Below are 24463 nucleotides of genomic sequence, written 5' to 3' on the forward strand. Positions count from 1 at the left end.
CCCATGTCTACCAATTCGAAGAAGCCCATATTCGCTGCACTTGCCATGATCGGGGCAGGGGCTTCGTTTGCCATCGTGAACGGCGCCCTGCAGGCCTCGACCATGCAACTGGGCGTACCATCAACGTCCGCGGCCTTCTGGCAATATGCGCTGGGCCTTCTCGTTGGCCTGCCATTCGTCCTGCGGCGCGGCTTTTCCGCCTTGAAGACACATCAGATCGGATGGCATCTGGCGCGGGGTGTTCTTGCGGTAATCGGGATCCAGTTGTGGGTCGCCGGTCTTGCGCAGGTCGAGATCTGGCAGGCAATCGCCTTGGTGATGACTTCGCCGTTTTTCGTGATCATTGGCGCCAAGCTGTTCTTCAGGGAACGGGTTGGCCTGATCCGGTGGCTCGCGACGTTGGCGGGCTTTTCCGGCGGCATGGTGATTCTGGAGCCCTGGACGGAAGGCTTCAGCCTGGCAGCACTTTTGCCGGTCGGGGCAGCTGCATTCTGGGCAGGAACTTCGCTCGTCACCAAAAAGCTGACTGCAACTGAAGATGCCGATTCCATCACCATCTACCTGCTGCTGCTCCTGACACCGGTCAATGCACTGCTTGCGCTGGGAGAGGGCGGTATCGTGCCAACCGGTCCGGCGCTGTGGCTGCTCGTGGGGGCCGGCGCCCTGACTGTGCTGGCAAACTACCTGCTGACCCTTGCCTACCAGAAGGCCGATGCGGCCTTCGTGCAGCCTTTCGACCACCTGAAGCTTCCGCTGAATATAGCGGTCGGCTTCTTCGCTTTCGGTTTTGCACCGAGCGGTGCATTCTGGCCGGGTGCGCTGGTGATTGTCGGTGCGTCGCTGCTGGTCATGCTGGACGAGCAAAAGCGCGATACGCAAGTGTCCACAGCCTGAAGCACACGCAGGCGTTTGCGAACGGACAGGTTTGCACTAAGCTTTTGCAGCATCGCGAACTTCGGAGACCTGAATGACCGCCGATCCATTGACCGTTCACGTGCTGATTGAGGGCAGGGTCCAGGGTGTTGGGTACCGCGCCTGGTGTGCGGGTGAAGCTGAAGACAGGGCACTGGCCGGCTGGGTGCGCAATCTCAGCTCCGGTGGGGTCGAAGCCGTGTTTTCAGGCCCGTCCGATACCGTTGTCGACATGCTGGATGTGCTCTGGCATGGGCCGTCTCTTGCAAGGGTAAACCTGGTCAAGGACCTTGAGCCGGTAGAGCCCTGCTCGGGTGCCTTTGAGGTGCGCGATACGGCTTAACCGGCTGTGGCCAATCGTCTTTTCTATATCAATCGCGACATTCGAAGTTGAGTTGTCACGGAAATATCGCAATGATCTGATCTTTCAGATGAAGCAATCGGTGCCGCACGGTCGGTGCCGAAACGTGAAACCGGGAGATTTTCAGTGAAGATTGCGATACTTGGCGGTGATGGTTTTGTCGGCTGGCCCACATCCTTGCATTTGTCGGATCAGGGCCATGAAGTTCATATCATCGACAATCTGAGCCGTCGCTGGATCGATGCCGAACTAGGCGTGCAATCGCTGACGCCCATGGATTCGATCCAGGAACGCACCCGGATCTGGAAGCAGGAAACCGGCAATACAATCCGGTTCCACCTGATCGATATTGCCCGCGACTACGAAGTGTTCAAGGCCTGGCTTGCAGACAACCGGCCGGATGCCATCATCCACTTCGCCGAACAGCGCGCTGCGCCCTATTCGATGAAATCGGATCAGCACAAGAACTACACGGTCAACAACAACGTCAATGCCACGCACCATCTGCTCAACGCGATGGTGGAGCTGGATCTCGATGCGCATCTTGTCCACCTCGGCACCATGGGCGTCTACGGCTATTCCAGTGTCGGCGCGGCAATTCCGGAAGGCTATCTGTCGGTTGACGTCGAGACCCTGAACGGCTCCAAAGCGGCTCAGGAAATTCTTTATCCGGCCAACCCCGGCTCGATCTATCACATGACCAAGTGCCTGGATCAGCTGTTGTTCCAGTTCTACGCCAAGAACGACGGGCTAAAGATCACCGACCTGCACCAGGGGATCGTCTGGGGTACGCATACGGAACAGACCCTTCGCCACAAACAGCTGATCAACCGGTTCGACTATGACGGCGACTATGGCACGGTTCTGAACCGGTTCCTGATCCAGGCAGCCATCGGCTATCCACTGACGGTTCATGGCACCGGTGGCCAGACACGGGCTTTCATCCATATCCAGGATTCGGTTCGCTGCATTGAACTGGCATTGAAGAACCCGCCGAAAAAGGGCGACCGGGTCAAGGTGTTCAACCAGATGACCGAGACCCACCGGGTGCGGGATCTGGCAGAGTTGATTTCCCGTCTTACCGGCGCGAAGGTTGCCTATCTGCCAAACCCGCGCAAGGAAGCGGCGGAAAACGATCTGGTTGTCGAGAACAAGCAGTTCCTGGAACTGGGCCTCAATCCGATCACGCTGGAAGAAGGCCTGTTGAGCGAGGTGGTGGACGTCGCGAAGAACTTTGCCTACCGCGTCGACCGCAGCCGAGTACCGGCAGTGTCCGCCTGGACCAAGGAAATTGCCGACGAGATCGAACGAGATCCGGAACATCCGCGTCTGAAATCCGTCTCCTGAGGCCGGGAATGCAAGACACTCCTCAGTTCGACCGGGCACCTGGAAGCACATGTGCCTATGTGACACTGGTGACGAACCGGGACTATGTGCTCGGGGCGACGGCGCTTCTGCGCTCGCTCCAGCATTCGGGAACCGAAGCCGACCTCGTGGTCCTCTACACGCCCGGGGTCGGTGAGGCGGATCTTGCCCCCCTTGCGGAATTCGGTCCGCGGTTTGGCCGGTGTGAGCGCCTGCCAACGAGCGAAAGCTTCAACGCCCGCCATGAACGCGGCCGCATTCACAAGGCGGCCCCGTTCACAAAGGGCGGAAAGCCGGTCTTTCACACGCCTCTGGACAACTTCGTCAAGCTGCGGCTGTGGCAACTCGAGGAATATGACCGGGTCATCTTCATCGATGCTGATGCCATCGTGCTGCAGAACTGCGACAAGCTATTTGGCTATCCCGAGTTCTGCGCAGCGCCCAACGTCTACGAAAGCCTGCAGGACTTCCACCGTCTGAACAGCGGTGTCTTTACCGCCCGGCCGAATAGGACCACGTTCGAGGCCATGCTGGCGCGTCTGGACAGGCCGGAGGCCTTCTGGCGGCGCACGGACCAGACGTTTCTGGAAGACTATTTTCCCGACTGGCACGGGTTGCCGGTGTTCTTCAACACGCTCCAGTATGTCTGGTTCAACCTGCCGGAACTCTGGAACTGGAAGCAGATCCATGTGCTGCATTACCAGTATGAAAAGCCCTGGCAGGAGGGGCATGAAAAGACCGCCAAGTTAAGTCCTCTGATCGATCTCTGGCAGGCTTTTGCGACCGGGGTCGACATTCCGGACGATTTGGCCGGCCTGCCAGGACCTCTGGAGTGGGCGGCAAAGCAGGCGTCCTGATGCATGTACTTCTGACGGGGGCGAGCGGAACGGTTGGCCGATTCATCCTGAAGCGGCTGCTTGACGATGGCTGCACGGTTACGCTTCTTGGCAGACGTCCGGTTGACGGCGTCGCGGCAGCCTTTCGAACCTATGACCTTGCTGATGCGGATCCTCAACTCCCGCAAGCCGATGCACTCGTTCATTGTGCGCTGGTCCATGAGCCCGGCAAGTTCCGGGGCGGTGAGGGGGACGATCCAGAGCGGTTCAGGAAGCTGAATGTCGACGGTACCCGACGTCTTTTTAAAGCGGCCGCGAAGATGGGATGCCGGACAGTCGTTTTCCTCTCCAGCAGGGCTGTTTACGGTGATCACCGACAAGGCGAAAAGCTTACGGAAACGGATGCACCAGCACCCGATACGCTTTATGGCGACGTGAAACTTGCAGGGGAGAGGGCACTCAAGGTTTTATGCGGCCAGAGAATGCGCGGCATCGTTTTGCGCGCGACCGGTGTTTACGGCCCTGGGTCAGGCTCGGCAGACCACAAATGGTCGGGGCTTTTCAGGGATTTTGCATCCGGTATTCCGATTACCCCGCGCAGGGGAACGGAAGTTCACGGGGACGACCTTGCTGCTGCCGTTGCCCTGGTTCTGGAAGCGCGACGGGAAAATGAAGAACCATTTCAGATCTACAACGTCTCGGATCTTCTGCTCGACCGCCAGGACCTTCTGGCACTTTATGCGGCCGAAGCAGGTTTGAACCTTGAGGTGCCGACAGGATCGGACCAGGCGCCAGGCGAAATGACGACAGACCGGCTGCGGGCACTTGGGTGGTCGCCTGGCGGAACTGAAAAGCTGAAAGTGTTTCTGCGCTCAATAGCCGGGCGCGGTGCGGCCGGCACCTGACGCTCAGCTTTTGATCGGGTGTGTTTGCCGGTATGGCAACAAAAAAAGGCGGGCTCAGCGGCCCGCCTTTTCCAGTTGCCTTTGGGCCAGATCAGGCAGCGCGGATGTCGTCGAAGAAGCGGTCGACCTTCGAGCTGAGGTTGGCGGATTCGCTGGTCAGTGCCTCTGCTGTAGACAGAACATCCGCAGCGTTTCGGCCGGTTGACTGAGCGCCACTGGAGACCTGGATAATCGTCTCGGAGATGGCGTCCGTACCCGTGGAGACTTCGTTGACGTTTCGCGAAATCTCGTTGGTCGCCAGGCTCTGCTGTTCAACCGACACAGAGATGTCCTTGGAGATCTCGGACATTTCCGCAATGACGTTGCTGATATCGCGGATGGCTTCAGCAGCGCGGTTCGAAACTGTCTGCATCGCCTGGATCTGCGTTGCGATTTCCTCTGTCGCCTGGGCAGTCTGGTTGGCCAGGGATTTCACCTCCGATGCAACAACCGCAAAGCCTTTGCCGGCTTCACCGGCGCGGGCCGCCTCAATGGTGGCATTCAGCGCCAGAAGGTTGGTCTGGGCAGCAATGTCGTTGATCAGACTGACGATCTGGCTAATCCGGTCGGTGGTAGCCACCAGGCTCTGTACGGTCTGATCCGTCTGGGAAGCCGCGCTGGAGGCCCGTTCGGAAATACCGGCCTGCTCTTCAACACGCCGGGCGATTTCGGCGATAGAGGACGTCAGTTCCTCGGAGGCTGCGGCAACCGAACGGACATTGGCGGCAGTATCGCCGGTGGTCCGGGCAGCCGATTCCGCATCGGTCGAGCTTTGTTCGGAAGTTTGCGCCAACTCGCGGGCGGTGCGTTCCAGTTCTTCTGTGGCGTTGGAAACGGTTTCCAGAACGCTGCGGATTTCCTGGTTGAAACCACCAAGCAACTGGTCGACGGTTGCTGCCCTGCGATGCTTGGCTTCCTGCTCGGTCGCGCGTTCGGCTTCCAGGCGACGCTGTTCCTTGCCGTTGGTCTTGAACACCTCCACGGCATTGGCGATCGAGCCGATCTCGTCGTTCCGCTCCAGGCCCAGGACCGGGGTTTCCAGATCGCCTTCCGCAATCTGGGCCATTGAACTGGTCACGGACGCGAGCGGACGGGCCAGCAGTGTCTGGAACAGGGTGCCGAGGATGGCAAGCATCAGCACGGTTGCAATCACGGTCGCAAAGAGTGCCGAATAGCGGAAGCTGGTCAGGCTCGCAAAGGCGGCGTTCCGATCAACGGAAAGGCCAATCTGCCAGTCGACCGGCAATCCGGTGACCGGAACGAACTGGACGATACGGTCGCCATTCACACTGGACGCGTATTGCGGTTCTGCACTTACCTTGACCGGCTCGTTGGGGAAAAGCTCACTGAGCGGCTTGGAAATCATGTTGCTGTCCGGGTGCACCAGGATGGTGCCCTTGGAATCGGCCACAAAGACGTAACCGAGGCCGCTCATGTTCGACGAGGCGAGCATGTTCGCCAGGGTGGTGATGTCAAAGTCACCACCGACCACACCGGAAAGGGTGCCACCGGTTTTTACCGGTGTTGCAGCCGTCACGATGAGATTGCCGGTTGAGGCGTCCTGATAGGGGGCGGTGATCACGGGTCCGCCTTTTGCGACGGCATCCTTGTACCAGGGGCGCACGCGCGGATCGTAGCCTTCGGGCAGATCTGCCGGCGGCCACATGTTGAAGGCGCCGTCTGCTTCCACACCAAAATAGGTCGCGCTGAAATTGCTGGTCAGGGTCTTGAGGTCGAAGAACTCGGGCGTTACCTCGGGCTGCTTGGCAATGCGTTCGGACAACGCTTCGATGAGCAGCATGCGCGCTTCGAACCAGTTTGTGACGATATTGACTTCCGACTGGCCGACACCGGTCATGTAGTCGCGAACTTCGTCCGTCTTTGCGTTGCGCTGAAGGGTGTCGTTGAAGAGGCCAAAGCCGGCGAAGATCAGAACAATGACGCCGGCGGCTGCCAGCAGGATTTTGGTGATCACGCTCCGACGGGAGCGAACTGAGAGAGCCTGGGTCACAAACTTCATTCCCATGGTTGAGAAGGTTTGTGTCTGTATTCGCTCATCTGAATGAAGGAATACTAAATCCGACCGGTTTCCAAGCCGTCTTTGAACTAAAAAAATGAAAACTTCATGCGATTTTGAATGTTACTCGCAAAAATAACAATGGAATTTCTTGAGGTTGCTTTTTTGTTTTTGTTACAACTCGAGTTTGAACTCGATATTACCTAGAGTTCAATGCACCTGTTTGAAGCCTCCACCGCGCAAGTGGCTTCAAACGGAAACCGTGGGGCCAAATATCTTTTCAAATTCGGCCCGAAGGACGCTGTCGTTTTCGGCCATGGTAACGGGCAGGCCGAGATCCACGAGACTGGTCACGCCATGTTCGGTAATGCCGCAGGGCACGATGCCGTCAAAATGATCCAGTTCAGGCTCCACGTTGAAGCTGATGCCGTGGAACGTGACCCATTTGCGCAGGCGGATGCCGATTGCGGCGATCTTGTCCTCGACCGTCGCCCCGCGGTCTGGCCGACGCACCCAGACGCCGACGCGGTCTTCCCGGCGTTCGCCGCGAATGTGATAGTGCCAGAGCGTGCTGATGAGCCAGGCTTCAAGTGCGGAAACAAAAGCCCGCACATCCTGCTGACGCCGCTTCAGATCGAGCATGACATAGGCTACGCGTTGCCCGGGCCCATGGTAGGTGTGCTGTCCACCGCGCCCTGTCCGGTAGACCGGAAAGCGGTCGGGAGCGACAAGATCGCTGTCCTTGGCGCTGGTGCCGGCGGTGTAGAGCGGGGGATGCTCCAGCAGCCAGACCTGTTCGTCGGCTTCGCCGGCAATGATTCTCTGGACCCTTTCATCCATTTCCCGAAGAGCGGTCTCATAATCGACCAGTTCGTCTGAAATCCGCCATTCGACCGGCCGCGAGCCGGAAACTGGCAGAAAACTAAGGGAAAGAGCGTCTCTATCGGCGGGTGACATGTGGATGACACTTCATTGTTTTTTGAGCTGGCTTGCCATGCCGTGGTATGGTTAAGCGCTGGCGGGTCAGTAGCCCTATTTAAGGATCAAGGCGTCCGATGACTACCTTCGATGAAATCAAAGTCGATATTTCCGTCGTTCTCGGGGAGAACGAGATGCCTGTCCACCAGTTGCTCCGCATGGGACGTGGCGCCGTTATCGACCTTGATGTGGCCGAAGACGACGATGTGAAGATCTATGCCAACAATACGCTGGTCGCCAAGGGGCAGGTGGTTTTGCTCGGCGAGCGGATAGGCATCTCGATCACGGAAGTTCTGATGCGTCCGCCGGACATCCGGCCCATGCGTACCGATGGCCCTCTGTGAGGGACTAAAGCATTTCTGCATAAGAAAAATCGCGTGCCTGTGAATTAATGCAAAAAGGCCTCTTGCGCCCCCAAATTCCTTTTGCTACATGGAGCGCCTCGACGCTGAGAGGCGCCGGGAATAATCGAATATGCGGTCGTGGCGGAATTGGTAGACGCGCAGCGTTGAGGTCGCTGTGGGGTAAAACCCGTGGAAGTTCGAGTCTTCTCGACCGCACCATATTCGAAGCATTTCTACCGATGCTTCCTCAAAAGGCTGCCCCTCCGGGTGGCCTTTTTGCTTTTCCGCACTGCCCGCAAAATACCTGATTGCTCTGGGAAAATTCAGATACCGGCTTTTTGGGTTTGTTGCGATGTGCTTTTCTGCATGGAACAGCCTCAGCGGGCTACTGGCAAAAACCGGTCCGGCACATTCATGCGAAATCGAAGGAAGCCGCACGTGTTCAATTTCCGTTCCATCAGTACTTCGTCCTGTGTGGCAATGATGAGCCTGAGCTTGCTGGCAGGTCCGCTTCAGGCGCAAGAACAAGAGAAAGTGCAGGAGGCAATGGTCCCGGCCGGTGCCATTGCCGGTGCAGTCACGTCTCCCGTCGACGGCGATATCAATCGCTTTCGCGCAATCCTCGTTGAAACGGAAGAAGGCGCCGATCTCTACGTCTTTACGGACGCAGGAGAGGGCTGGAAACAGGTTGCCCATTCGAAAGACATGGTGTGGCGCGGCGGCATGTACGGCCAGGAGCCCTGGATGGAAGCAACCGAACACGGTTCGTTGAAAATCTATTCGGAAAATTCGGCTGTCGGACGCAACCGTTGGGAACAGGTCCTGACCATTGCCTATCGTAACGGCGTCTTCCGGGTCGCCGGATACACCTATTCCTACTACGATACGCTGGATCCGGATGCGAACGGGCAGTGTGACGTCAACCTTCTGACGGGCAAGGGGGTCCTGAACGGGAAGAACTTCAAGACTTCACTCGGTGCCCTGCCTGTACAGGATTGGACCATGGATACTCGGCCGCCGGAGTGCGAGGTCGAGTGATGCGGCCTTTGCGGCGCGTGTCCGCACTGGCTGTGGAAGCGGTTCTGAAGGGCTCTTGATGACGCTTTGTCGTGTTGTTGTCAGTCATTGAGAAAACACGGGAGGGATGACATGTCCGATATCACAAGGCCGGATTGGCGCTGGGTGATCCGCGGCATGATTCTGACGCTCGTCATCTGCCTGTTGCTGATACAGCTTTTCCCTGAAATTTACGCCGTAAAGGATTTCTGGCTTGTCACGGTGCCGAGTGGCGCCTTATGGGGCAGCTTCTTGTCGCGTCTCTTGAGCGAGCCGGGGCTCTGGAAACTTCTCGTGACGAGCGCGGAAGGGGCTGCGATGATCGTGGTGCTGTTTCTTGTGGTGTTTCGTCCGCTGATTGCCTGGAAAGCGTATCTGGTCTGCGTTGCCTTGACTGCCGTCTCGGCAATCCTGTTTTTTACCTACGTCCTTCCCGCAATGCCGAACAGCACGCTGCTCATGGTCTTGGCCGGCAGCCTCTATTCATCGTTCCGCTATGGCGTCACGCTTGCGCTGCTCTATGCGCTCGCGCTCACGTCGGACACAGCGCCAACCAATCGGCAGCTTCCCGCCCATGCGTGAAGGTGTGAGACAGGGCATTGCGGAGCGACTGAAAGCCCTCCGGACCAGGTTCGTTCTCGTGTGGCTGGCACTTGCATTTGTGTCGCCAGCGGCATTTGCGCAGTCACTTTCCGTTTATCCTGCCGTTGATCCGGGCAGGTTTGGCGCGATGACGTGCCAGCAGCTTTGGTATGTCGAGCAGGAGGTGCTGGCTGCAGGCAGAGTGTGTCTTGCCAGCGAAAGAGCACGCCGCGCATTCCGCCGTGCGGAGCGATGCATATCCGATGACGAGGCCATTCTGCCACAGGATACGCGTGACTATCTTGATCACTTGCGAAGCGTTGCAGCGGACAAGGGGTGCAGCGGCCCCGAGAGGCGTTGAAGGACTTCAAGGAAAGTTGGCAGGCTTTTGAACCAGATCGGCATTTCGGAGTTAAGTCTGTGGACCGGTTTCGCTTTTCCGGTGGCGCTTTGCCGCCGCAAACGCTAGATCTGGAGAGGAGTGTCCGGTGCCTTTCGCCGGAAGAGTTCGTTGCGTTTTGAGGGGAGGCGCCAGATGAGTGAAGCATCCGAGCTTGATGTCACCGCCTCTCCCGTTCCCGACATTCCGGTGCGCGACGAGGATGAGCATCTCAATCGCGAGTTCATTGCGGCTGTTGAAGCGGCAATCGAGGCGAACGATCAGGATGGCTTGAGGCACCTTGCCGCTGATCTTCACGAAGCTGACACCGGTGACCTTCTCGAGACGCTGGATCCGGAGGATCGGGCGTCCTTCATCCGGCTTCTGGGCGAGGACTTCGACTATACCGCGCTGACCGAGATCGATGAGGCGGTGCGTCTACAGGTTCTGGAAGACCTGCCGACGGAAGTCATTGCCGAAGGTCTGGGCGAGCTCGATTCGGATGATGCGGTCTACATTCTGGAAGACCTCGATGAGGACGACCAGGCTGCTATTCTGGAAGAACTGCCCTATGCGGACAGGGCCCAGCTGCAAAAGGCTCTGGATTATCCGGAAGAAAGCGCCGGCCGGCGCATGCAGACCGAATTCATTGCGGTTGCCCCGTTCTGGACCATCGGTCAGACGATCGACTACATGCGCGAGGCCCGCGACCTTCCGGACAGCTTCTACGAAATCTACGTGGTCGATCCGACGTTCAAACTGCTCGGGTCCGTTCACCTGGACAAGATCCTGCGCACCAAGCGGGACGAGAAGGTCACTTCCATCATGGAGGAGACCCGCCAGGCGGTGCTCGCGACGGAAGATCAGGAAGAGGTCGCCCGCCGGTTTGAGCGCTACAACCTCGTTTCATCCGCCGTTGTCGACGAGAATGACCGTCTGGTCGGTGTTTTGACGGTTGATGACATCGTCGACGTCATCCAGGAAGAAGCGGAAGAAGACCTGCGTGCCCTGGCCGGTGTCGGTGATGAAGAGATTTCCGATAATGTGATGACCATTGCGCGCTCGCGGCTGACCTGGCTGGTCGTCAACCTTGGCACCGCCGTGCTTGCCTCGGTGGTGATTGCGCTGTTCGAGGACACGATCGAGGCCATGGTGGCGCTGGCGGTGCTGATGCCGATCGTCGCTTCCATGGGGGGCAACGCCGGCACCCAGACGATGACCGTTGCCGTGCGTGGTATTGCCACCCAGGAACTGGGTGCGCGCAATCTTTTGCGCGTTCTCAACCGTGAAATTCTGGTGAGTGTGTTCAATGGCGTTGCCCTGGCCATCCTAATCGGGGTGACCGCCTGGATGTGGTTTGGCAGTCCGGGGCTCGGCGTGGTGATTGGCGGTGCGATCGTGATCAATCTGCTGTTCGCGGGTCTCTCCGGCCTTCTGATCCCGATCGCACTCGACAAGATGAACGTCGATCCGGCGATCGCCTCGAGTGTCTTCGTGACGACGGTGACAGATGTGGTCGGTTTCTTCGCCTTTCTCGGCATCGCGGCGCTTTGGTTCGGCCTGCCGTTCTAGCCTCCAATCGGCAGGCCTCGTTTAAAGGTCAGTCACCGCAAATCAGAACCTTCTGTCGCAGACATGCGGCCGTGCGGTGATGGAAGGCCTCGCGATAGGCGCTGTCCGAATAGAGTGCGATCAACGCGGTTAAATCGGGATAGGCGCCGATAGCGACCAGATCCCAATCCTCGTCCTGCCCCAGGAACATGCCCTGAAACGGTCCGACATAAAGGAACCGTCCACCAGCCCGCTCCATGGCCGGCATGCTTGCAGCCGCATAACTGGCAAAGGCTTCCTGGCCCGTCTGGCCCGTCGTTCCGTCCGCATATGTCGCGGCGGCATTCAGCTTGAAGAAATTGATCAGGGTTACGGGTTTGTCGTTCGCCCGGCTGAGGATCTGCGTCCATTGGCTTTCCGTCGGGCTGGTGCCGTCGGTTCCCGGGCCGTACCAGGTTACGAATTGGGCTGACTGTTGCTTGACGTCCATGAGGCTTCTCCATAACTTTACACGTGTCAAATTGCAGGAAAGTTTACACGTGTCAAGTCAAGCCAGAGTGCAGCGCACGCGCGCGGAAATTCTCGATAGTGCCTGGACGCTCATCTCGCAGCGGGGAGCGGACGTGTCGCTGGCGGAAATCGCCAAGGCCGCAAAAATCAGCCGGCAATCCGTCTATGATCATTTTGGTTCGCGTGGGGGGCTGATCCTGGCGCTCGTCCGGCGGGCTGATGAACGTCTCGACATACGGGCAAAACTGTTTGCAGCCTTTGACAGGCCACAGCCGCATGAACGGCTGGATGCTACTGTTGCCGTCTGGATCGGCTTCGTGAAGGAAATCTACCCTGTTGCCTCGGATCTTATCCGCCTGCGAACGACCGATGCGGACGCATCGGCGGCGTGGGAAGACCGGATGTCGGAACTGAGGCAATGGTTGCTTGTGTTGACCGGATCGCTGGAACGCGACGGTGCGCTGCAATCCGTCTGGACAGCGAAGTCGGCTTCAGAATTTCTCTGGGCGTCGTTCAGTGTGCAGGCCTGGGGTCTGTTGACACAGGACTGCGGCTGGGATGAGGGCGAGGCGGAAGCTGTCCTGACGAGGACGCTGCGGCAGGCATTGCTGACGGAAAAATGATGCCGCGGAGGTCGTGAATGTGGGTCACTAAAGGCAAACACACCTGACAAGGAGTGGAATAGCCCTGGTTCAAAGGTTCGGCGGGCAGGTCATGTCTGGACTAAGGCCGCTTCCTGTCGAATGTTTTGTTGTCGAATTCGACGAACACAACGTCATGGAGGGGAATGCCAGCCGACAAAGACTTGAGTTACGCTGCAAAAGGTTACGCAGACCCGTTATTGCCAGAACAAAAGGCCCCGAGATTTGTGCTGGTGCAGCAACTTCCCGGAGCCTGTTTGATGGCTACTCATTTTGCCCGCTGCTCAATGCCAGGTATCACTCCAGGCCAGCTTTACGCAAATTGTCCCGAAGCGTCATGACCTTTGCCTGAAGGTCGATGACTTCTTCCAGTTTCAGTCCGGTCGAAGACATGATGCAGCTGCTGAAATGTTCCGTTTTCTTCTGCAAGGCGCGGCCCTTGCGGGTCAGTTTCAGGATAACCTGGCGCTCGTCCTTGATGTTGCGCGTGCGCGTTACCAGCCCCATGGCTTCAAGCCGCTTTAACAGTGGCGTCAGCGTGTTGGTGTCGAGCTGCAGCTTGGACGTAATGGTACCAACCGGAACGTTGTTGGTTTCCCAGAGCACCGTCATGGCCAGGAACTGCGGGTAGGTGAGCCCGACTTCCTTGAGCAACGCCTTGTAGACGCCGTGCATCGCGTGGTTGGCGGAATACAGCGCAAAACACAAGTGCCGGTCGAGCGGCAAGCTGCCATCATGGATTTTCTGACTGTCGTCGTCCTGGTCGCTGGCAAGGTCATTGGCAGCGGATGCAGATGCGGCCTGCTCGGTGCCGGGATCTTCGCCAGCCTGCGTTTCCGCAGAAACGTCAGGCGTCTCCCCGGTATCAGCTATCTCTTGGCTGGCAGGCGTCTCGGCGACGGCAACGTCAATTTCCGCTTCGCGTGTGTCATCGCTTTCAGCGCCGGAAGTCGTTTCCGCCTCAGGCTTGGCAGCGGCCTTCTTGCGCTGTTTCTTCTCAGACTTTTCGGCTTTTGCCGGCTTGTCTTTTTTTTGTTTTTCAGTCGCTTCCGGCGCGGAAAATCCAATCGCGTCCAGCAGGGACATCTGGTTTGTGGTCTCGCTCATTCGCCCCTTATAAATCGCGCGCGATATGGTCGCAACTGTTGACGAATTGGAAGCGTGTGTATATGTGGGTAATTTATATCGTGTACGATTAAAACGTATGAGATATATATGGCTGAATGACTTGCTATTTGAGAGAAGGAGCCTGAAGATGGCTGTTGATGTGAAATATGAAACCAAGGCAAAGGCCACCGGCGGCCGCGATGGTGCGGCGGAAACGTTGAGCGGATCCTTCAAGGTCAAGCTGGCGACGCCGAAAGAACTCGGCGGCGCAGGCGGCGAAGGCAATAACCCGGAAGAGCTGTTCGCAGCCGGATATGCAGCCTGCTTTATTGGCGCGATGAAATTCGTCGGCGGGCAGGAAAAGATTGCAGTCCCGGCTGATACGTCCATCACCTCGACGGTTGGCATCGGTCCGCGTTCTGAAGGCGGGTTCGGTCTGGCGGTCGCGCTGGAAGTGTCCCTGCCGGGTTTGGACAAGGCTGTAGCTGAAGACCTCGTTGCCATGGCACACCAGGTTTGCCCCTATTCAAACGCCACCCGGAACAACATTGACGTCAAGCTGACTGTCGTCTGACACAGATTGTCCGGTTCGACCTTTTGTGGTCGAGCCGGACCTCTTTTTGGGCTTTCTGTTGGTGGAAAGGAGCTTTCGTGAGCCTCTTTGTTATCGATCTTCACTACACTGCTGATCTGCGGGAAATAGACGCTCTGGCGGAAGAACACAGGTCCTTCCTGCGGGATCAGTATGAGGCCGGTCTGTTCCTGGCGTCCGGTCCAAAACAGCCGCGAACCGGTGGTGTGATCCTGGCGCGCGCAGCAGACCGTGTCGAAGTCGATCTGGCGATCAACAAGGACCCGTTCAAGTTGTCGGGCGTTGCGGAATATACCGTAACGGAATTCAAGCCGGTCATGCACGCACGGAACTTCCCGATTTGACGCAATAACGGGCGATCACCTCTGTGCGGAATGCAGCCGTCACACGACAATTCCAATTGGCGATGGCGATTTGAAAGAAAACCTTGCCGGGTAACCTGAAATTCCCGGCGGATGGGTGTTAAGAAAGGCCGACCTGTCTCACGCGGAGAATTAAGAACATGCGGCCGAAGCTTGATGGCATCCTGGAAACCGCCGTTTATGTCGACGACATGGAGACGGCTCACTCCTTTTACTCCGAAATCCTGGGATTGAAGCGCATGGTCGCTGGAGAAAGGCTGTTTGCCTATGATGCCGGCCCCGCGCAGGCCCTTCTGGTGTTTCATCGCGGCCATACCGGGGAAGACGTTGAGACGCCGGGAGGTATCGTTCCCGGGCACGATACGTCGGGGCACAGTCATTTCGCGTTTCGCATTGGGTCCGACCAACTGGAACCCTGGCGGGCTCACCTGGGCGAGATGGGAGTGGAAATTGTCAGCGAGGTCGTATGGCCGGCAGGAGGCACCAGCCTTTATTTCAACGACCCGGACGGCAATGTCCTGGAGCTGGCGGCAGCCCCGCTCTGGCCGAATTACCTATCGTGATTCTTAACAGTTTTGCGGCAGGGTGACGGCGTTTGAAAGTCATAACGGGTGGCGCAATGAATTTCTTGCAAGCGGTCCTGCGGACATTGTTCTACGTTGCCGTCGGCGGGGTGATTTCGATTGTCGGAGCGGCGTTTTTCTTCATGAACTGGGAGCCTGACCGGAACCAATACACGATCCGCGGCATCGATATTTCGCACCACCAGGGTGATATCGACTGGGCGCAGGTGGCGGCGGACGATATTGCCTTCGTCTACATGAAGGCAACTGAAGGCGGAGACTTCAAGGACCGTGCCTTTGCCCGCAACTGGGCCGGAGCAGGAGGCGCTGGTCTGGCGCGTGGTGCCTATCATTTCTTCAGTTTGTGCAAATCCGGCCGCGAGCAGGCGCATAACTTCCTGTCGGTTCTGCCTCAGGACAGCGACATGCTGGCGCCGGTGGTGGATCTGGAATTCACCGGGAACTGCGCGCGCCGTCCGCCGGCCGAGGAAGTGCTGCAGGAAATCAGTGATTTCGTTGCTCTGGTCGAGCAGGGGCGCGGCAAGCAGGTCATCCTTTATGTGCCGGAGGACTTCTATCTGGACTATCTGAAGGGCAAGGGGCTGAACCGCCGTCTCTGGACGCAGTCGATCTGGCATTCTCCCGGCTATGTGTCAGACTGGTCGCTCTGGCAGTACCATGACCGGGGCACGATCAAAGGCATTTCCGGCGATGTCGATCTGAATGTCCTTCATCCAGATAAGAGCTTGGATAATCTGAAATCCTGATTGCTCAAGTTCATGAAATATAAGCTTTAAAATAGACGTGTTGACTTTAACGTAAAAAGACGGAACTGTGCGCTCCAACAAGGAGCGGGCATGCAGCGTTATTACACCATCACCCAGCTGACGCAGGAGTTCGACATTACCACCCGAACCCTGCGGTTCTACGAAGCGCAGGGGCTGGTGTCGCCGACGCGCCGGGGTCGTCAACGCCTTTACACACCTGGTGATCGTACCCGCATCAAATTGATCCTTCGCGGCAAGCGTCTCGGATTTTCCCTGAACGAAATCAAGGAAATGATCGAGATGTACGGCAGTGCGCCCGGTGAAACCGGCCAGCTGCGGCTCCTCCTCGACAGGATCGCCGCACGCCGGGCAGAACTTCTCGAAAAACAGCGCGATATCGAATTGACCCTGGTTGAACTCGACGATGTCGAGGCCGGTGCAAAAGCCCGCATGGTCGAGCTTGAAACAGGCCCGAACCAACTGTCTGGCGCCGTTACGACCTCGGAGGACAAATGATGGATCTTTCGCCTCGAGACGAAAACTGGGAACCCCGTGTCCGGGCCAGTTTTGCCGCGCAGAAATTCATGACCCATCTGGGGGCGAAGATGGTTCACGTCTCGCCCGGCGCGGTCGATCTGGAATTGACGATGCTTCCGGAACTGACACAGCAACACGGCTTTTTTCATGCCGGTGCGACGTCTTCCATTGCGGACAGTGCGGCAGGCTATGCAGCTCTGACGCTGTTTTCTGCCGGCTTCGGGGTGTTGACCAGCGAATACAAGATCAACCTGCTCAATCCGGCGAAACAGTCGGTGCTTCTTGCGCGTGGACGGGTTGTCAAACCGGGACGAACGCTGACCATAGCCAAGGCAGATGTCTACGGACTGGATGACGGCGAACAGGTGCATGTCGCAACGGGGCTGTTCACGCTCATGAGCGTTGCCGGCGTCAAGGACTGAAGAATGACCGATATCACCATCAGGCCGCTGGAACGATCCGACAAGCCGGGCTGGCTCGAACTCTGGAAGGCCTATCTTGCATTCTACGAGCAGGATCTGGCGCCGGCAGTGACGGAAACCCTCTTTGAGCGACTGCATTCCGATGCAGGCCACCGCGCGTTCGTGGCAGTTCAGGAGAATGAGCTGGTTGGACTGGTCCATTACCTTTTTCACGATAGCACCTGGGCCAGTTCGTCCACCTGCTATCTGGAAGATCTGTATGTCAGCGAGAAGCTTCGTGGTGGCGGAGCCGGCCGCAAGCTGATCGAGGCGGTCTACAGGGCCGCGACCGAAGAACCGTCTGCCAGCGGCAAAGTCTACTGGCACACACATGATCACAATACGCGCGCCCGGCAGCTTTACGACCGGATCGGCGTTTTGAGCGATTTTGTCCGATACGACAGGCCTTAAGAACTCTGGGAGGTAATCAAGATGATCCGTAACGATTTTCCGGGTTTCAATTTCGATCTCGGCGAAACCGCCGACATGCTGCGCGACACCGTTCGGTCCTACAGTCAGGACCGGATTGCGCCACTGGCAGAAAAGATCGACCGCGAGGACTGGTTCCCGCGGGAGCTCTGGCCGGAAATGGGAGACCTTGGCCTTCACGGGATCACAGTGGAGGAAGAATGGGGCGGTTCGGGTCTGGGCTACCTGGAGCACTGCATTGCCATGGAAGAGGTCAGCCGGGCGTCCGCCTCCATCGGCCTCAGCTATGGCGCCCATTCAAACCTGTGTGTCAACCAGCTTCGCCGCTGGGGAAGTGACGACCAGAAGAAGCGCTATCTGAACAAGCTTGTGACCGGTGAACATCTGGGTGCGCTGGCCATGTCGGAGCCGGGCGCTGGCTCAGACGTCGTTTCCATGAAACTGAAGGCGGAAAAGAAGGGCGATCGGTACGTCCTCAACGGCTCCAAGATGTGGATCACCAACGGTCCTTCCGCCGATACGATGATCATCTATGCCAAGACCGATCCGGAAGCCGGGCCGAAGGGCATTACCGCATTTCTGGTCGAGAAGAGCTTCGCAGGTTTTTCCGTCGCGCAGAAACTCGACAAGCTCGGCATGCGCGGGTCCGAAACCGGTGAACTGGTGTTCCAGGATTGCGAAGTACCGGAAGAAAACGTCCTCGGCCAGGTTGGCAAGGGCGTCAACGTGCTGATGTCGGGTCTGGACTACGAGCGCGCCGTTCTGGCTGCAGGGGCCGTCGGCATCATGCAGGCAGCCATGGACGTGGTCATTCCCTATGTCCACGAGCGCGAGCAGTTCGGTCAGCCGATCGGCACGTTCCAGCTTGTACAGGGCAAGGTCGCGGACATGTATGTGACCATGAACGCCACCAAGTCCTATGTCTATGCGGTTGCCAAGGCGTGCGACCGGGGCGAGACCACGCGCGAAGACGCCGCTGGTGCAATCCTTTACGCTGCCGAAAACGCAACCAAACTGGCACTTGATGCAATCCAGCTGCTTGGTGGCAATGGCTACATCAACGAATATCCGACCGGGCGTTTGCTGCGTGACGCCAAGCTGTACGAGATTGGTGCGGGAACTTCCGAAATTCGGCGAATGCTGATCGGTCGTGAGATCTTTAACAAGACGGCCTGATCACCGAACTCGGAGAATGGCATGAAACAGACCCGGCTTCCCGAAAAGCCCGACGCGAAATCTCCGGCGGGGGCCGATATCCGTTTCATCATGGATGGGCCGACAGGAAACATGATCCATTCGACTGTTCCTGTCGGCCAGACCAACCGCGCAACACGGCACAGGACCGTGCATGAGTTCTGGCATGTGCTTTCCGGCCAGGGACAGATCTGGAGGTCCGACGATTCCAGCCAGGGCGTTGTCGACCTGGAAGCCGGTGTCTCCATCGATATCCCGGCTGGAACAGCTTTCCAGTACCGCAACACCGGTGAAAGCGTTCTGCAGTTCATCTGTATCTCTATGCCTCCCTGGCCAGGGGATGACGAAGCCGAATTTTTTGATGGGCCCTGGGAAGCGACGGTCGTCAGCACCTGAGACCAATCCTTCTAGCGAACCGATCCGGCTATTTCTGCGTATCGCTGTCACGACGAAAGTGAGGCAGTGAATGACGTCAATTGCGGTAATCTTTGGGGCCAGCGGCGGAATTGGCTCAGCCATGAGAGACCACCTTGAAGCGGGCAGCGGCTACGACAAGATTATCGCCCTTCATCGAACGTCGTCACCACCTCTCGACCTGCTCGACGAACGCATGATCCAGGCCTGTGCCGACTGGATAAGGGAGGAAGAGGGGGATGTTCGATTGCTGTTCGATGCCACCGGAGCTCTCACCTTGGGCAGTGCCCGTCCGGAAAAGAGCCTGCGCGAACTCGATCCTGAAATCCTTGCCCGTTCATATGCGATCAACGCCATTGGACCGGCACTGCTGATGAAACACTTTTTGCCGCTCCTCCCGAAAGAGGGAAGAAGTGTCTTTGCGACGCTTTCGGCCCGGGTCGGTTCGATCGGCGACAACGGTCTTGGCGGATGGTTTGCTTACCGCGCCGCAAAGGCTGGGCTCAATCAACTGGTCCGTACGGCGTCTATCGAGCTGGCACGCAAAAATCCCGCTGCTCTCTGTGTTGCGCTTCATCCCGGCACGGTGAAAACACCCTTGACCGAGAACTTTGCGAAAACCGGGCTCGACGTGCAGGAACCGGCTGTTGCAGCAGAGCGTCTTGTCAATGTGCTGACCAGTCTTACGCCTGCAGACACCGGTGGATTTTTCGATCAAACCGGCAGGCCGATCCCCTGGTAAGGCATGGCCTGGGCTTAAATCCCGGCGTGTTGCGACCACCAAGCGGTCTTCGTCCGCTCAATTCAGGTGTTGGCAGGGAACCCTTTCGTTTTTCAATGTCTCAATTTCAGAAACCCCGCTCGCTCGCTCAAACGCGTTTGGCGCATCCTTGCTAGCCGGTGACAGGGAGTTGCAGCACGGTCGTCAAGCAAGTAGATTGACAACATACCAACTGGTCGGTATGAGTGATTTATGACAGAGAAACCTCAAAAGACCAAACGGCCGGACGCGCGGATCAAGCTGCTGGATTCGGCACTGCGTGTGATCCGCATGAAGGGTTATACGGCCACCACCGTCGATGATCTGTGCCGGGATGCGGGCGTGACCAAGGGGGCCTTCTTCCACCACTTTCGTTCGAAGGACGATCTGGCAGTGGCCGCTGCGGATTATTGGTCTGAAACGACCGGGGCTCTGTTCGAGAAGGCGACGTATCACGATCCCGAAGATCCGTTGGACCGGGTGCTCGGCTATCTCGATTTCCGCAAGGCACTGGTGCAGGGCGATGTGCCGGAGTTCACTTGTCTGGTCGGGACCATGGTCCAGGAAGTCTATGACACGAACCCCTCCATCCGCGATGCCTGCAACCGCAGCATAACGGGGCACGCCGCAACGCTGGTTTCCGATATCGCAGAAGCAGCTGAAGCCCGGGGTGTTGAAATTCCAGGTGGTGCGGAAAGCCTGGGGCTTCACACACAGGTCGTGATCCAGGGGGCATTCGTGCTGGCGAAGGCAGGCAATGCGCCGTCGATAGCAACTGACAGCATCGATCATCTGAAACGTTACGTCGAACTGTTGTTCGGCCGGTCTAGAAACGGGAGCGCGCAATGAGTGAAGTCGAAATTCGCAAGGAAGGTCTGACACTGGAACTCAGCCGCGTCATAGCCGCGCCGCGCGAGGCCGTCTGGCAATGCTGGACCAATCCCGAATTATTGAAGCAGTGGTTTTGCCCGAAGCCCTGGTTCGTACCGAAGGCCGACATGGACGTCCGTCCGGGAGGGCGTTTCAACACAGTGATGGCCGGTCCGGAAGGGGAGCTGTTCGAGAATGTCGGAATGTTTCTGGAAGTTGTCGACGGTGAGAAGCTGACGTTCACGGATGCCTATTCGGAAGGATATGTGCCGCGGGAAAACGCGTTCATGACCGGGTATGTGGAACTGGCAGATGTTCCCGGTTTTGGTACGCGCTTCACATGGGGGGCTCGCCACACTTCGGAAGCAGACAGGAACAAGCACCTGGAAATGGGTTTTGAGGAAGGCTGGAAGGCCGCTTCCACTCAGCTTGATGAGCTTGCTAGGTCGATTGCCATTGAGGGCTTGCAAACAACTCCTGCGTTTTCCGCCAAGGTGCGCACTTGCCTGTTCTTCAGTGAGAAGGGTGAAGAAGCCGCCAAATACTATACGTCCTTGTTGCCGGATAGCGTGATGGGTTCGGTGTTCAGGCCGGATCCGAATGGACCTGTGCTTGTTGCCGAGTTCACCCTGGCGGGCTCACCTTTCATGATCCTGAACGGCAACCCGGATATGCAGCCAAGTTATCTGACCTCGATTTCCATACTGACGGAAGATCAGGCAGAAACGGATCGGCTTTGGCAGGCGCTCCTTGCCGATGGTGGGGAAGAAGGGCAGTGCGGCTGGTTAAAAGACCGCTACGGTGTTCACTGGCAGATCGTACCAAAGGCGTTGCCTCGGCTGATGCATGCTGGCAATCCGGAACGGGCTGGCCGTGTCAGTGCTGCCCTGATGAAGATGAGGAAGATCGACATTGCCGGGCTGGAAGCCGCTGCCTGAATTGGAGCATTCACTCAGCCCGTTGTCTTGAGAGCCCAACGAGGCTTGAGCGAAGAATGAGAATCCGAAACGCCGCCTGTTGAGCGGCGTTTTGCTTTTGTGGAACAGACACTTTCACCGGGATTGCCGTCCCCGTTCTTTCCGTGCAACTTTGCAATCCGGAGGAGTGGATATGACACATAACGATCCCGTCCACATTCAGATTGCAACCCCGGAGCGCTGGGCAGATCTGGTGGATCTGTTCGGACCGGAGAGGGGGGCGTCTGGCGGTTGCTGGTGCATGTGGCCGTTCTTGCGGGGCAGAGACTGGAAAGCGATGACCCGTGATGAACGGCGCGATGCATTCCAGCAGAAAGTGGACGGGGGTCCGGCGCCAGGGCTTCTGGCCTATCGCGGCGATCTGGCCGTGGGGTGGATCGCACTCGGTCCACGTATGCAGTATCTGCGTTTTCAGCTTGGAAAAACCACCCAGCCGCTACCCGATGACAGCGAACAAGCGCTGGCGGCGACATATGCCGTCACCTGTTTCTTTATCAGAATCGGACATCGCAAAACCGGGTTGATGTCCGTGTTGCTTGATGCAGGCATCGACCACGCCAAAGCGCAAGGAGCGCAGCAACTGGATGCTTGTCCAATGGAATCGGAAAAGCCCCTTCAATGGGGAGAAGGCTTCGTGGGTATGGCAGACGTCTTCCGTAGAGCCGGTTTTGTCGAAATCGCACGCAGAAGCCCGCGGCGGCCGCTGATGCGCAAACTTCTTTGAATGGATTATCCGAATGACCGGTGAAACCGACCTTGCCACCCTGATCTCCCAGATGCGTCCGATGCTGGATCCGGAGCCTTATGTGTTCTGCACCTTCGCTTCGAAATCCATGACGGACCTCGCGGAATACGACCCGATCGGGCTTTTTGCGGAAACGGAGGGCCTGACAGCGATCCTGCCGGTGGAGCGTGCGCGCGAACTGGGTTTGGCCGAGGCCGAATGGTTTCGCCGGATAACCCTGACGGTGCATTCCTCACTTGAAGCCGTGGGGCTGACGGCGTCGATCTCGGCTGCATTGGCCGCTGAGGGGATTTCGGCAAATGTGGTCGCAGCCTATTTTCACGATCATGTTTTTGTGCCTGAAGAGCGCGCCGATGATGCCCTGGCAGCACTGCGCAAACTCGCCGGAGACATCTGACACTACTTTTCTTAGTTGGCCGAACTTCGGGCTGGGTGGCGAATTCGGTGGATTTTCCCTTGCAATTTCCGGTTTGCCTTCCCATTCCTAAGCGGGAGCAAGCGGGGTAAGAGCATGCAACGGGTCAAGCGGCGTCTGGCGGCAGTTATGTGCGCAGACGTTGCGCAATATTCCAAGCTCATGGAGCGGGATGAAGACGGAACGCTGGACCGGCTCAAGGCCTATCGGTTGGTGATGTCTGCGCTGACCGAGCGTCACAATGGACGTATCGTCAACACCTGGGGTGATGCTGTCATCATCGAGTTCGCCTCGGTGATGGAGGCCGTTCAATGCGCAGTCGACATTCAGAACGAGCTTTCCGTTCGCAATGCGGACCTTCCGGACCTGAACAGGATGGAGTTTCGCATCGGTATCAATCTCGGCGACATCATGGTCGAGGGCGAGGATATCTACGGCGACGGTGTGAATGTTGCTGCCCGTTTGCAGGAAATCGCGCCGAGGGGTGGAATCATGCTCTCCCAATCGGTCTATGACCAGGTCAAGACCAAGATGGCGCTGGGCTTTGAGCCGCTAGGCCCTCAGCACGTCAAGAACGTTACCGATCCCGTTGAAACCTATTGCGTGCGTATTGGCGGTCGCAATGCGCCGGAGGAAAAACGTTCCGGGCAGGAGACGAACGGAACTGCAGAGCGACGCCAGACCGAAATTCCAAGACCGGAATGGGAACGAGACACCCAGGCGGTTGCCTCCGGGTTTGAACAGGCGCGCCGTTGGTTGAGAGCTCAGCCAAAGCGGGTGCGAAGCTGCGTTTTCATGATCGGCCTGTTTTTCGTGATCAACCTGCTGACTTCTGGCTTGTCCACATTGTGGTTCGTCTGGCCGTCCCTGCCTTTCGCAGCCATGCTGGTTTGGTATCTGCTTGTCGGGCGACAGGAAAAGCGCTTCGGCGAGACGACAGGACCGGGTGATTGAGAGAGGGCAATGTCACCTGTTGCCGATCTGATAACTCTTTTCACGCTAATCAGGGTCTGATGATTTGCGAGTGCAACTGACTTCGCTTACACATGGACCAACGCGGGGCGGCGAAACATTCCGTCAGCCCATCGAAAATGCCGGCCAGGCCGGCCCAACAGCAAAGGGAGCTTAATCCTGCGCATGAAAAACTATTCGACCACGGTGCCTGCACGCCTCGACGATGAAGACGAGGATAAGCCCAAGAGCCAGCCGTCGATCCAGGTCGACAAGCATCTGTTCGAAGCGCGCACAGTTCTGATCACCGGTCCGGTGACACAGGACATGGCCCGCGACGTGTGCGCCCGGCTTCTGGCGCTGGCGCAGGTTTCCAACGACCCGATCACGGTCATTGTTTCGTCTCCGGGCGGTCATGTCGAATCCGGTGACATGATTCACGACACCATCAAGTTCATCGCACCCGAGGTCCGTATCCTCGGCATGGGCTGGGTGGCCAGCGCCGGTGCGCTGATCTACGTGTCGGTTCCCAAGGACAAGCGTTTCTGCACGCCGAACACTCGCTTCCTGCTTCATCAACCGTCCGGTGGTGCCGGCGGCATGGCTACGGATATCGAGATCCAGGCCAAGGAAATCATCAAGATGCGCGATCGACTGAACAAGATCTTCGCGGCGGCGACAGGCCAGCCGATCGAACGGATCGAAAAAGACACCGATCGCGACTACTGGATGAGCCCGGAAGAGGGTATCGACTACGGTCTGGTCGGCAAGATCGTCACGAGCGTGGACGAACTGGGTTGATCCCGACTGACCTGACTGCAAACGTAGAAACGCCGGCAAATG

The 24463-nt window shown here is 57.8% G+C and carries 31 protein-coding genes and 1 tRNA gene; 28 read left to right on the plus strand and 4 right to left on the minus strand.

The features are described from left to right. Nucleotides 1-3: 3 nt before the first annotated feature. The 5 genes from B0E33_RS24800 (at nucleotide 4) to B0E33_RS24820 (ending at nucleotide 4379) form a co-directional block, all read left to right on the plus strand. Nucleotides 4-894, plus strand: a complete 891-nt coding sequence (locus tag B0E33_RS24800) for a DMT family transporter (protein ID WP_077293604.1) — start codon at nucleotides 4-6, stop codon at nucleotides 892-894. A 73-nt stretch (nucleotides 895-967) separates the two neighbouring features. After that, a complete protein-coding gene (locus B0E33_RS24805; RefSeq protein ID WP_022998281.1) occupies nucleotides 968-1255 on the plus strand; it encodes an acylphosphatase in 288 nt (95 codons plus the stop codon). 144 nt (nucleotides 1256-1399) lie between these two features. Next, on the plus strand, nucleotides 1400-2620 hold the full coding sequence (locus B0E33_RS24810; protein WP_077292696.1) for an NAD-dependent epimerase/dehydratase family protein: 1221 nt from the start codon (nucleotides 1400-1402) through the stop codon (nucleotides 2618-2620). Between the two features lie 8 nt (nucleotides 2621-2628). After that, complete coding sequence (locus tag B0E33_RS24815; protein ID WP_077292697.1) at nucleotides 2629-3495, plus strand: glycosyltransferase; 867 nt, start codon at nucleotides 2629-2631, stop codon at nucleotides 3493-3495. Continuing rightward, nucleotides 3471-4379 (plus strand): NAD-dependent epimerase/dehydratase family protein, encoded by a 909-nt coding sequence (locus B0E33_RS24820; protein ID WP_077292698.1) that lies wholly within the window; start codon nucleotides 3471-3473, stop codon nucleotides 4377-4379. Before B0E33_RS24815 ends, B0E33_RS24820 begins: the two co-directional genes overlap by 25 nt. A gap of 91 nt (nucleotides 4380-4470) precedes the next feature. Here B0E33_RS24820 and B0E33_RS24825 read toward each other — a convergent pair whose 3' ends face one another. Continuing rightward, complete coding sequence (locus B0E33_RS24825) at nucleotides 4471-6393, minus strand: methyl-accepting chemotaxis protein (protein WP_158514176.1); 1923 nt, start codon at nucleotides 6391-6393, stop codon at nucleotides 4471-4473. Between the two features lie 291 nt (nucleotides 6394-6684). Then, the gene (gene lipB / locus B0E33_RS24830) at nucleotides 6685-7392 is read right to left on the minus strand and encodes a lipoyl(octanoyl) transferase LipB (RefSeq protein ID WP_022998286.1); all 708 of its coding nucleotides are present in this window, start codon (nucleotides 7390-7392) and stop codon (nucleotides 6685-6687) included. A gap of 98 nt (nucleotides 7393-7490) precedes the next feature. On the opposite strand from lipB, the gene B0E33_RS24835 reads away from it, so the two are divergent. The 6 genes from B0E33_RS24835 to mgtE all read left to right on the plus strand — a co-directional run bounded on the left by B0E33_RS24835 (nucleotide 7491) and on the right by mgtE (nucleotide 11346). Next, the gene (locus tag B0E33_RS24835) at nucleotides 7491-7757 is read left to right on the plus strand and encodes a FliM/FliN family flagellar motor switch protein (protein ID WP_022998287.1); all 267 of its coding nucleotides are present in this window, start codon (nucleotides 7491-7493) and stop codon (nucleotides 7755-7757) included. Nucleotides 7758-7889: 132 nt separating this feature from the next. After that, nucleotides 7890-7976, plus strand: a tRNA-Leu gene (locus B0E33_RS24840). Between the two features lie 219 nt (nucleotides 7977-8195). Further along, nucleotides 8196-8795: a hypothetical protein gene (locus B0E33_RS24845; RefSeq protein ID WP_156912477.1), complete on the plus strand. Its 600-nt coding sequence runs from the start codon at nucleotides 8196-8198 to the stop codon at nucleotides 8793-8795. A 111-nt stretch (nucleotides 8796-8906) separates the two neighbouring features. Then, entirely contained in the window at nucleotides 8907-9395 is a 489-nt protein-coding gene (locus B0E33_RS24850; protein WP_077292701.1) for a hypothetical protein, read from the plus strand. After that, complete coding sequence (locus B0E33_RS24855; RefSeq protein ID WP_075282978.1) at nucleotides 9388-9756, plus strand: hypothetical protein; 369 nt, start codon at nucleotides 9388-9390, stop codon at nucleotides 9754-9756. The genes B0E33_RS24850 and B0E33_RS24855 overlap by 8 nt, the downstream gene beginning before the upstream one ends. Before the next feature lie 174 nt (nucleotides 9757-9930). Continuing rightward, on the plus strand, nucleotides 9931-11346 hold the full coding sequence (gene mgtE, locus B0E33_RS24860; protein ID WP_055654668.1) for a magnesium transporter: 1416 nt from the start codon (nucleotides 9931-9933) through the stop codon (nucleotides 11344-11346). A gap of 28 nt (nucleotides 11347-11374) precedes the next feature. Here the strand turns inward: mgtE and B0E33_RS24865 are convergent, their stop codons facing one another. Further along, nucleotides 11375-11815: a DUF1330 domain-containing protein gene (locus B0E33_RS24865; protein WP_077292702.1), complete on the minus strand. Its 441-nt coding sequence runs from the start codon at nucleotides 11813-11815 to the stop codon at nucleotides 11375-11377. Between the two features lie 49 nt (nucleotides 11816-11864). On the opposite strand from B0E33_RS24865, the gene B0E33_RS24870 reads away from it, so the two are divergent. Further along, a complete protein-coding gene (locus B0E33_RS24870) occupies nucleotides 11865-12458 on the plus strand; it encodes a TetR/AcrR family transcriptional regulator (RefSeq protein WP_167579596.1) in 594 nt (197 codons plus the stop codon). A gap of 315 nt (nucleotides 12459-12773) precedes the next feature. Here B0E33_RS24870 and B0E33_RS31580 read toward each other — a convergent pair whose 3' ends face one another. Next, complete coding sequence (locus tag B0E33_RS31580; RefSeq protein ID WP_077292704.1) at nucleotides 12774-13583, minus strand: MarR family winged helix-turn-helix transcriptional regulator; 810 nt, start codon at nucleotides 13581-13583, stop codon at nucleotides 12774-12776. A gap of 148 nt (nucleotides 13584-13731) precedes the next feature. Here B0E33_RS31580 and B0E33_RS24880 point away from each other — a divergent pair, with 148 nt between their 5' ends. From B0E33_RS24880 to B0E33_RS24955, 16 genes are all read left to right on the plus strand, one after another. Then, nucleotides 13732-14157, plus strand: a complete 426-nt coding sequence (locus tag B0E33_RS24880; RefSeq protein WP_077292705.1) for an organic hydroperoxide resistance protein — start codon at nucleotides 13732-13734, stop codon at nucleotides 14155-14157. Nucleotides 14158-14234: 77 nt separating this feature from the next. After that, on the plus strand, nucleotides 14235-14519 hold the full coding sequence (locus B0E33_RS24885; protein WP_077292706.1) for a YciI family protein: 285 nt from the start codon (nucleotides 14235-14237) through the stop codon (nucleotides 14517-14519). Nucleotides 14520-14677: 158 nt separating this feature from the next. Next, the gene (locus B0E33_RS24890) at nucleotides 14678-15100 is read left to right on the plus strand and encodes a VOC family protein (protein ID WP_077292707.1); all 423 of its coding nucleotides are present in this window, start codon (nucleotides 14678-14680) and stop codon (nucleotides 15098-15100) included. Between the two features lie 56 nt (nucleotides 15101-15156). Further along, a complete protein-coding gene (locus B0E33_RS24895) occupies nucleotides 15157-15867 on the plus strand; it encodes a glycoside hydrolase family 25 protein (RefSeq protein WP_077292708.1) in 711 nt (236 codons plus the stop codon). A gap of 90 nt (nucleotides 15868-15957) precedes the next feature. Beyond that, the gene (locus B0E33_RS24900; RefSeq protein ID WP_077292709.1) at nucleotides 15958-16383 is read left to right on the plus strand and encodes a MerR family transcriptional regulator; all 426 of its coding nucleotides are present in this window, start codon (nucleotides 15958-15960) and stop codon (nucleotides 16381-16383) included. Further along, nucleotides 16383-16826 (plus strand): PaaI family thioesterase, encoded by a 444-nt coding sequence (locus B0E33_RS24905; protein ID WP_077292710.1) that lies wholly within the window; start codon nucleotides 16383-16385, stop codon nucleotides 16824-16826. The genes B0E33_RS24900 and B0E33_RS24905 overlap by 1 nt, the downstream gene beginning before the upstream one ends. 3 nt (nucleotides 16827-16829) lie before the next feature. Further along, nucleotides 16830-17276 carry a GNAT family N-acetyltransferase gene (locus B0E33_RS24910; RefSeq protein ID WP_077292711.1) on the plus strand — a complete coding sequence of 149 codons (447 nt, stop codon included), beginning with the start codon at nucleotides 16830-16832 and terminating at the stop codon, nucleotides 17274-17276. A gap of 21 nt (nucleotides 17277-17297) precedes the next feature. After that, nucleotides 17298-18470: an isovaleryl-CoA dehydrogenase gene (locus B0E33_RS24915; protein ID WP_077292712.1), complete on the plus strand. Its 1173-nt coding sequence runs from the start codon at nucleotides 17298-17300 to the stop codon at nucleotides 18468-18470. A gap of 21 nt (nucleotides 18471-18491) precedes the next feature. Beyond that, nucleotides 18492-18884, plus strand: coding sequence for a cupin domain-containing protein (locus B0E33_RS24920; protein WP_077292713.1), 393 nt, complete (start codon nucleotides 18492-18494; stop codon nucleotides 18882-18884). A 121-nt stretch (nucleotides 18885-19005) separates the two neighbouring features. Next, the gene (locus B0E33_RS24925) at nucleotides 19006-19644 is read left to right on the plus strand and encodes an SDR family oxidoreductase (protein ID WP_228148035.1); all 639 of its coding nucleotides are present in this window, start codon (nucleotides 19006-19008) and stop codon (nucleotides 19642-19644) included. Between the two features lie 231 nt (nucleotides 19645-19875). After that, the gene (locus B0E33_RS24930; protein WP_077292715.1) at nucleotides 19876-20511 is read left to right on the plus strand and encodes a TetR/AcrR family transcriptional regulator; all 636 of its coding nucleotides are present in this window, start codon (nucleotides 19876-19878) and stop codon (nucleotides 20509-20511) included. Further along, nucleotides 20508-21470 carry a VOC family protein gene (locus tag B0E33_RS31435; RefSeq protein WP_228148036.1) on the plus strand — a complete coding sequence of 321 codons (963 nt, stop codon included), beginning with the start codon at nucleotides 20508-20510 and terminating at the stop codon, nucleotides 21468-21470. Before B0E33_RS24930 ends, B0E33_RS31435 begins: the two co-directional genes overlap by 4 nt. Before the next feature lie 316 nt (nucleotides 21471-21786). Further along, nucleotides 21787-22233, plus strand: a complete 447-nt coding sequence (locus tag B0E33_RS24940) for a GNAT family N-acetyltransferase (protein WP_208997704.1) — start codon at nucleotides 21787-21789, stop codon at nucleotides 22231-22233. 13 nt (nucleotides 22234-22246) lie between these two features. Then, the gene (locus B0E33_RS24945; RefSeq protein WP_022998308.1) at nucleotides 22247-22651 is read left to right on the plus strand and encodes an ACT domain-containing protein; all 405 of its coding nucleotides are present in this window, start codon (nucleotides 22247-22249) and stop codon (nucleotides 22649-22651) included. Nucleotides 22652-22765: 114 nt separating this feature from the next. Further along, nucleotides 22766-23623 carry an adenylate/guanylate cyclase domain-containing protein gene (locus tag B0E33_RS24950; RefSeq protein ID WP_075282967.1) on the plus strand — a complete coding sequence of 286 codons (858 nt, stop codon included), beginning with the start codon at nucleotides 22766-22768 and terminating at the stop codon, nucleotides 23621-23623. A gap of 183 nt (nucleotides 23624-23806) precedes the next feature. After that, nucleotides 23807-24421, plus strand: a complete 615-nt coding sequence (locus B0E33_RS24955) for an ATP-dependent Clp protease proteolytic subunit (RefSeq protein ID WP_022998310.1) — start codon at nucleotides 23807-23809, stop codon at nucleotides 24419-24421. Nucleotides 24422-24463: the final 42 nt, after the last annotated feature.

The sequence above is a fragment of the Roseibium algicola genome, from assembly GCF_001999245.1.
In the GTDB taxonomy this organism is placed as follows: Bacteria; Pseudomonadota; Alphaproteobacteria; order Rhizobiales; family Stappiaceae; genus Roseibium; species Roseibium algicola.

Bases quoted from the DNA above. Each gene is read 5' to 3' on its own strand.
- B0E33_RS24915 (WP_077292712.1), top strand. From the start codon at position 17,298: ATGATCCGTAACGATTTTCCGGGTTTCAATTTCGATCTCGGCGAAACC.
- B0E33_RS24950 (WP_075282967.1), top strand. From the start codon at position 22,766: ATGCAACGGGTCAAGCGGCGTCTGGCGGCAGTTATGTGCGCAGACGTT.
- B0E33_RS24930 (WP_077292715.1), top strand. From the start codon at position 19,876: ATGACAGAGAAACCTCAAAAGACCAAACGGCCGGACGCGCGGATCAAG.
- B0E33_RS24890 (WP_077292707.1), top strand. From the start codon at position 14,678: ATGCGGCCGAAGCTTGATGGCATCCTGGAAACCGCCGTTTATGTCGAC.
- B0E33_RS24850 (WP_077292701.1), top strand. From the start codon at position 8,907: ATGTCCGATATCACAAGGCCGGATTGGCGCTGGGTGATCCGCGGCATG.
- B0E33_RS31580 (WP_077292704.1), bottom strand. From the start codon at position 13,583: ATGAGCGAGACCACAAACCAGATGTCCCTGCTGGACGCGATTGGATTT.
- B0E33_RS24835 (WP_022998287.1), top strand. From the start codon at position 7,491: ATGACTACCTTCGATGAAATCAAAGTCGATATTTCCGTCGTTCTCGGG.
- B0E33_RS24895 (WP_077292708.1), top strand. From the start codon at position 15,157: ATGAATTTCTTGCAAGCGGTCCTGCGGACATTGTTCTACGTTGCCGTC.
- B0E33_RS24865 (WP_077292702.1), bottom strand. From the start codon at position 11,815: ATGGACGTCAAGCAACAGTCAGCCCAATTCGTAACCTGGTACGGCCCG.
- lipB (WP_022998286.1), bottom strand. From the start codon at position 7,392: ATGTCACCCGCCGATAGAGACGCTCTTTCCCTTAGTTTTCTGCCAGTT.
- B0E33_RS24925 (WP_228148035.1), top strand. From the start codon at position 19,006: ATGAGAGACCACCTTGAAGCGGGCAGCGGCTACGACAAGATTATCGCC.
- B0E33_RS24800 (WP_077293604.1), top strand. From the start codon at position 4: ATGTCTACCAATTCGAAGAAGCCCATATTCGCTGCACTTGCCATGATC.
- B0E33_RS24940 (WP_208997704.1), top strand. From the start codon at position 21,787: ATGACCCGTGATGAACGGCGCGATGCATTCCAGCAGAAAGTGGACGGG.
- B0E33_RS24805 (WP_022998281.1), top strand. From the start codon at position 968: ATGACCGCCGATCCATTGACCGTTCACGTGCTGATTGAGGGCAGGGTC.
- B0E33_RS24815 (WP_077292697.1), top strand. From the start codon at position 2,629: ATGCAAGACACTCCTCAGTTCGACCGGGCACCTGGAAGCACATGTGCC.
- B0E33_RS24855 (WP_075282978.1), top strand. From the start codon at position 9,388: ATGCGTGAAGGTGTGAGACAGGGCATTGCGGAGCGACTGAAAGCCCTC.
- B0E33_RS24920 (WP_077292713.1), top strand. From the start codon at position 18,492: ATGAAACAGACCCGGCTTCCCGAAAAGCCCGACGCGAAATCTCCGGCG.
- mgtE (WP_055654668.1), top strand. From the start codon at position 9,931: ATGAGTGAAGCATCCGAGCTTGATGTCACCGCCTCTCCCGTTCCCGAC.
- B0E33_RS24905 (WP_077292710.1), top strand. From the start codon at position 16,383: ATGGATCTTTCGCCTCGAGACGAAAACTGGGAACCCCGTGTCCGGGCC.
- B0E33_RS31435 (WP_228148036.1), top strand. From the start codon at position 20,508: ATGAGTGAAGTCGAAATTCGCAAGGAAGGTCTGACACTGGAACTCAGC.
- B0E33_RS24955 (WP_022998310.1), top strand. From the start codon at position 23,807: ATGAAAAACTATTCGACCACGGTGCCTGCACGCCTCGACGATGAAGAC.
- B0E33_RS24910 (WP_077292711.1), top strand. From the start codon at position 16,830: ATGACCGATATCACCATCAGGCCGCTGGAACGATCCGACAAGCCGGGC.
- B0E33_RS24900 (WP_077292709.1), top strand. From the start codon at position 15,958: ATGCAGCGTTATTACACCATCACCCAGCTGACGCAGGAGTTCGACATT.
- B0E33_RS24880 (WP_077292705.1), top strand. From the start codon at position 13,732: ATGGCTGTTGATGTGAAATATGAAACCAAGGCAAAGGCCACCGGCGGC.
- B0E33_RS24945 (WP_022998308.1), top strand. From the start codon at position 22,247: ATGACCGGTGAAACCGACCTTGCCACCCTGATCTCCCAGATGCGTCCG.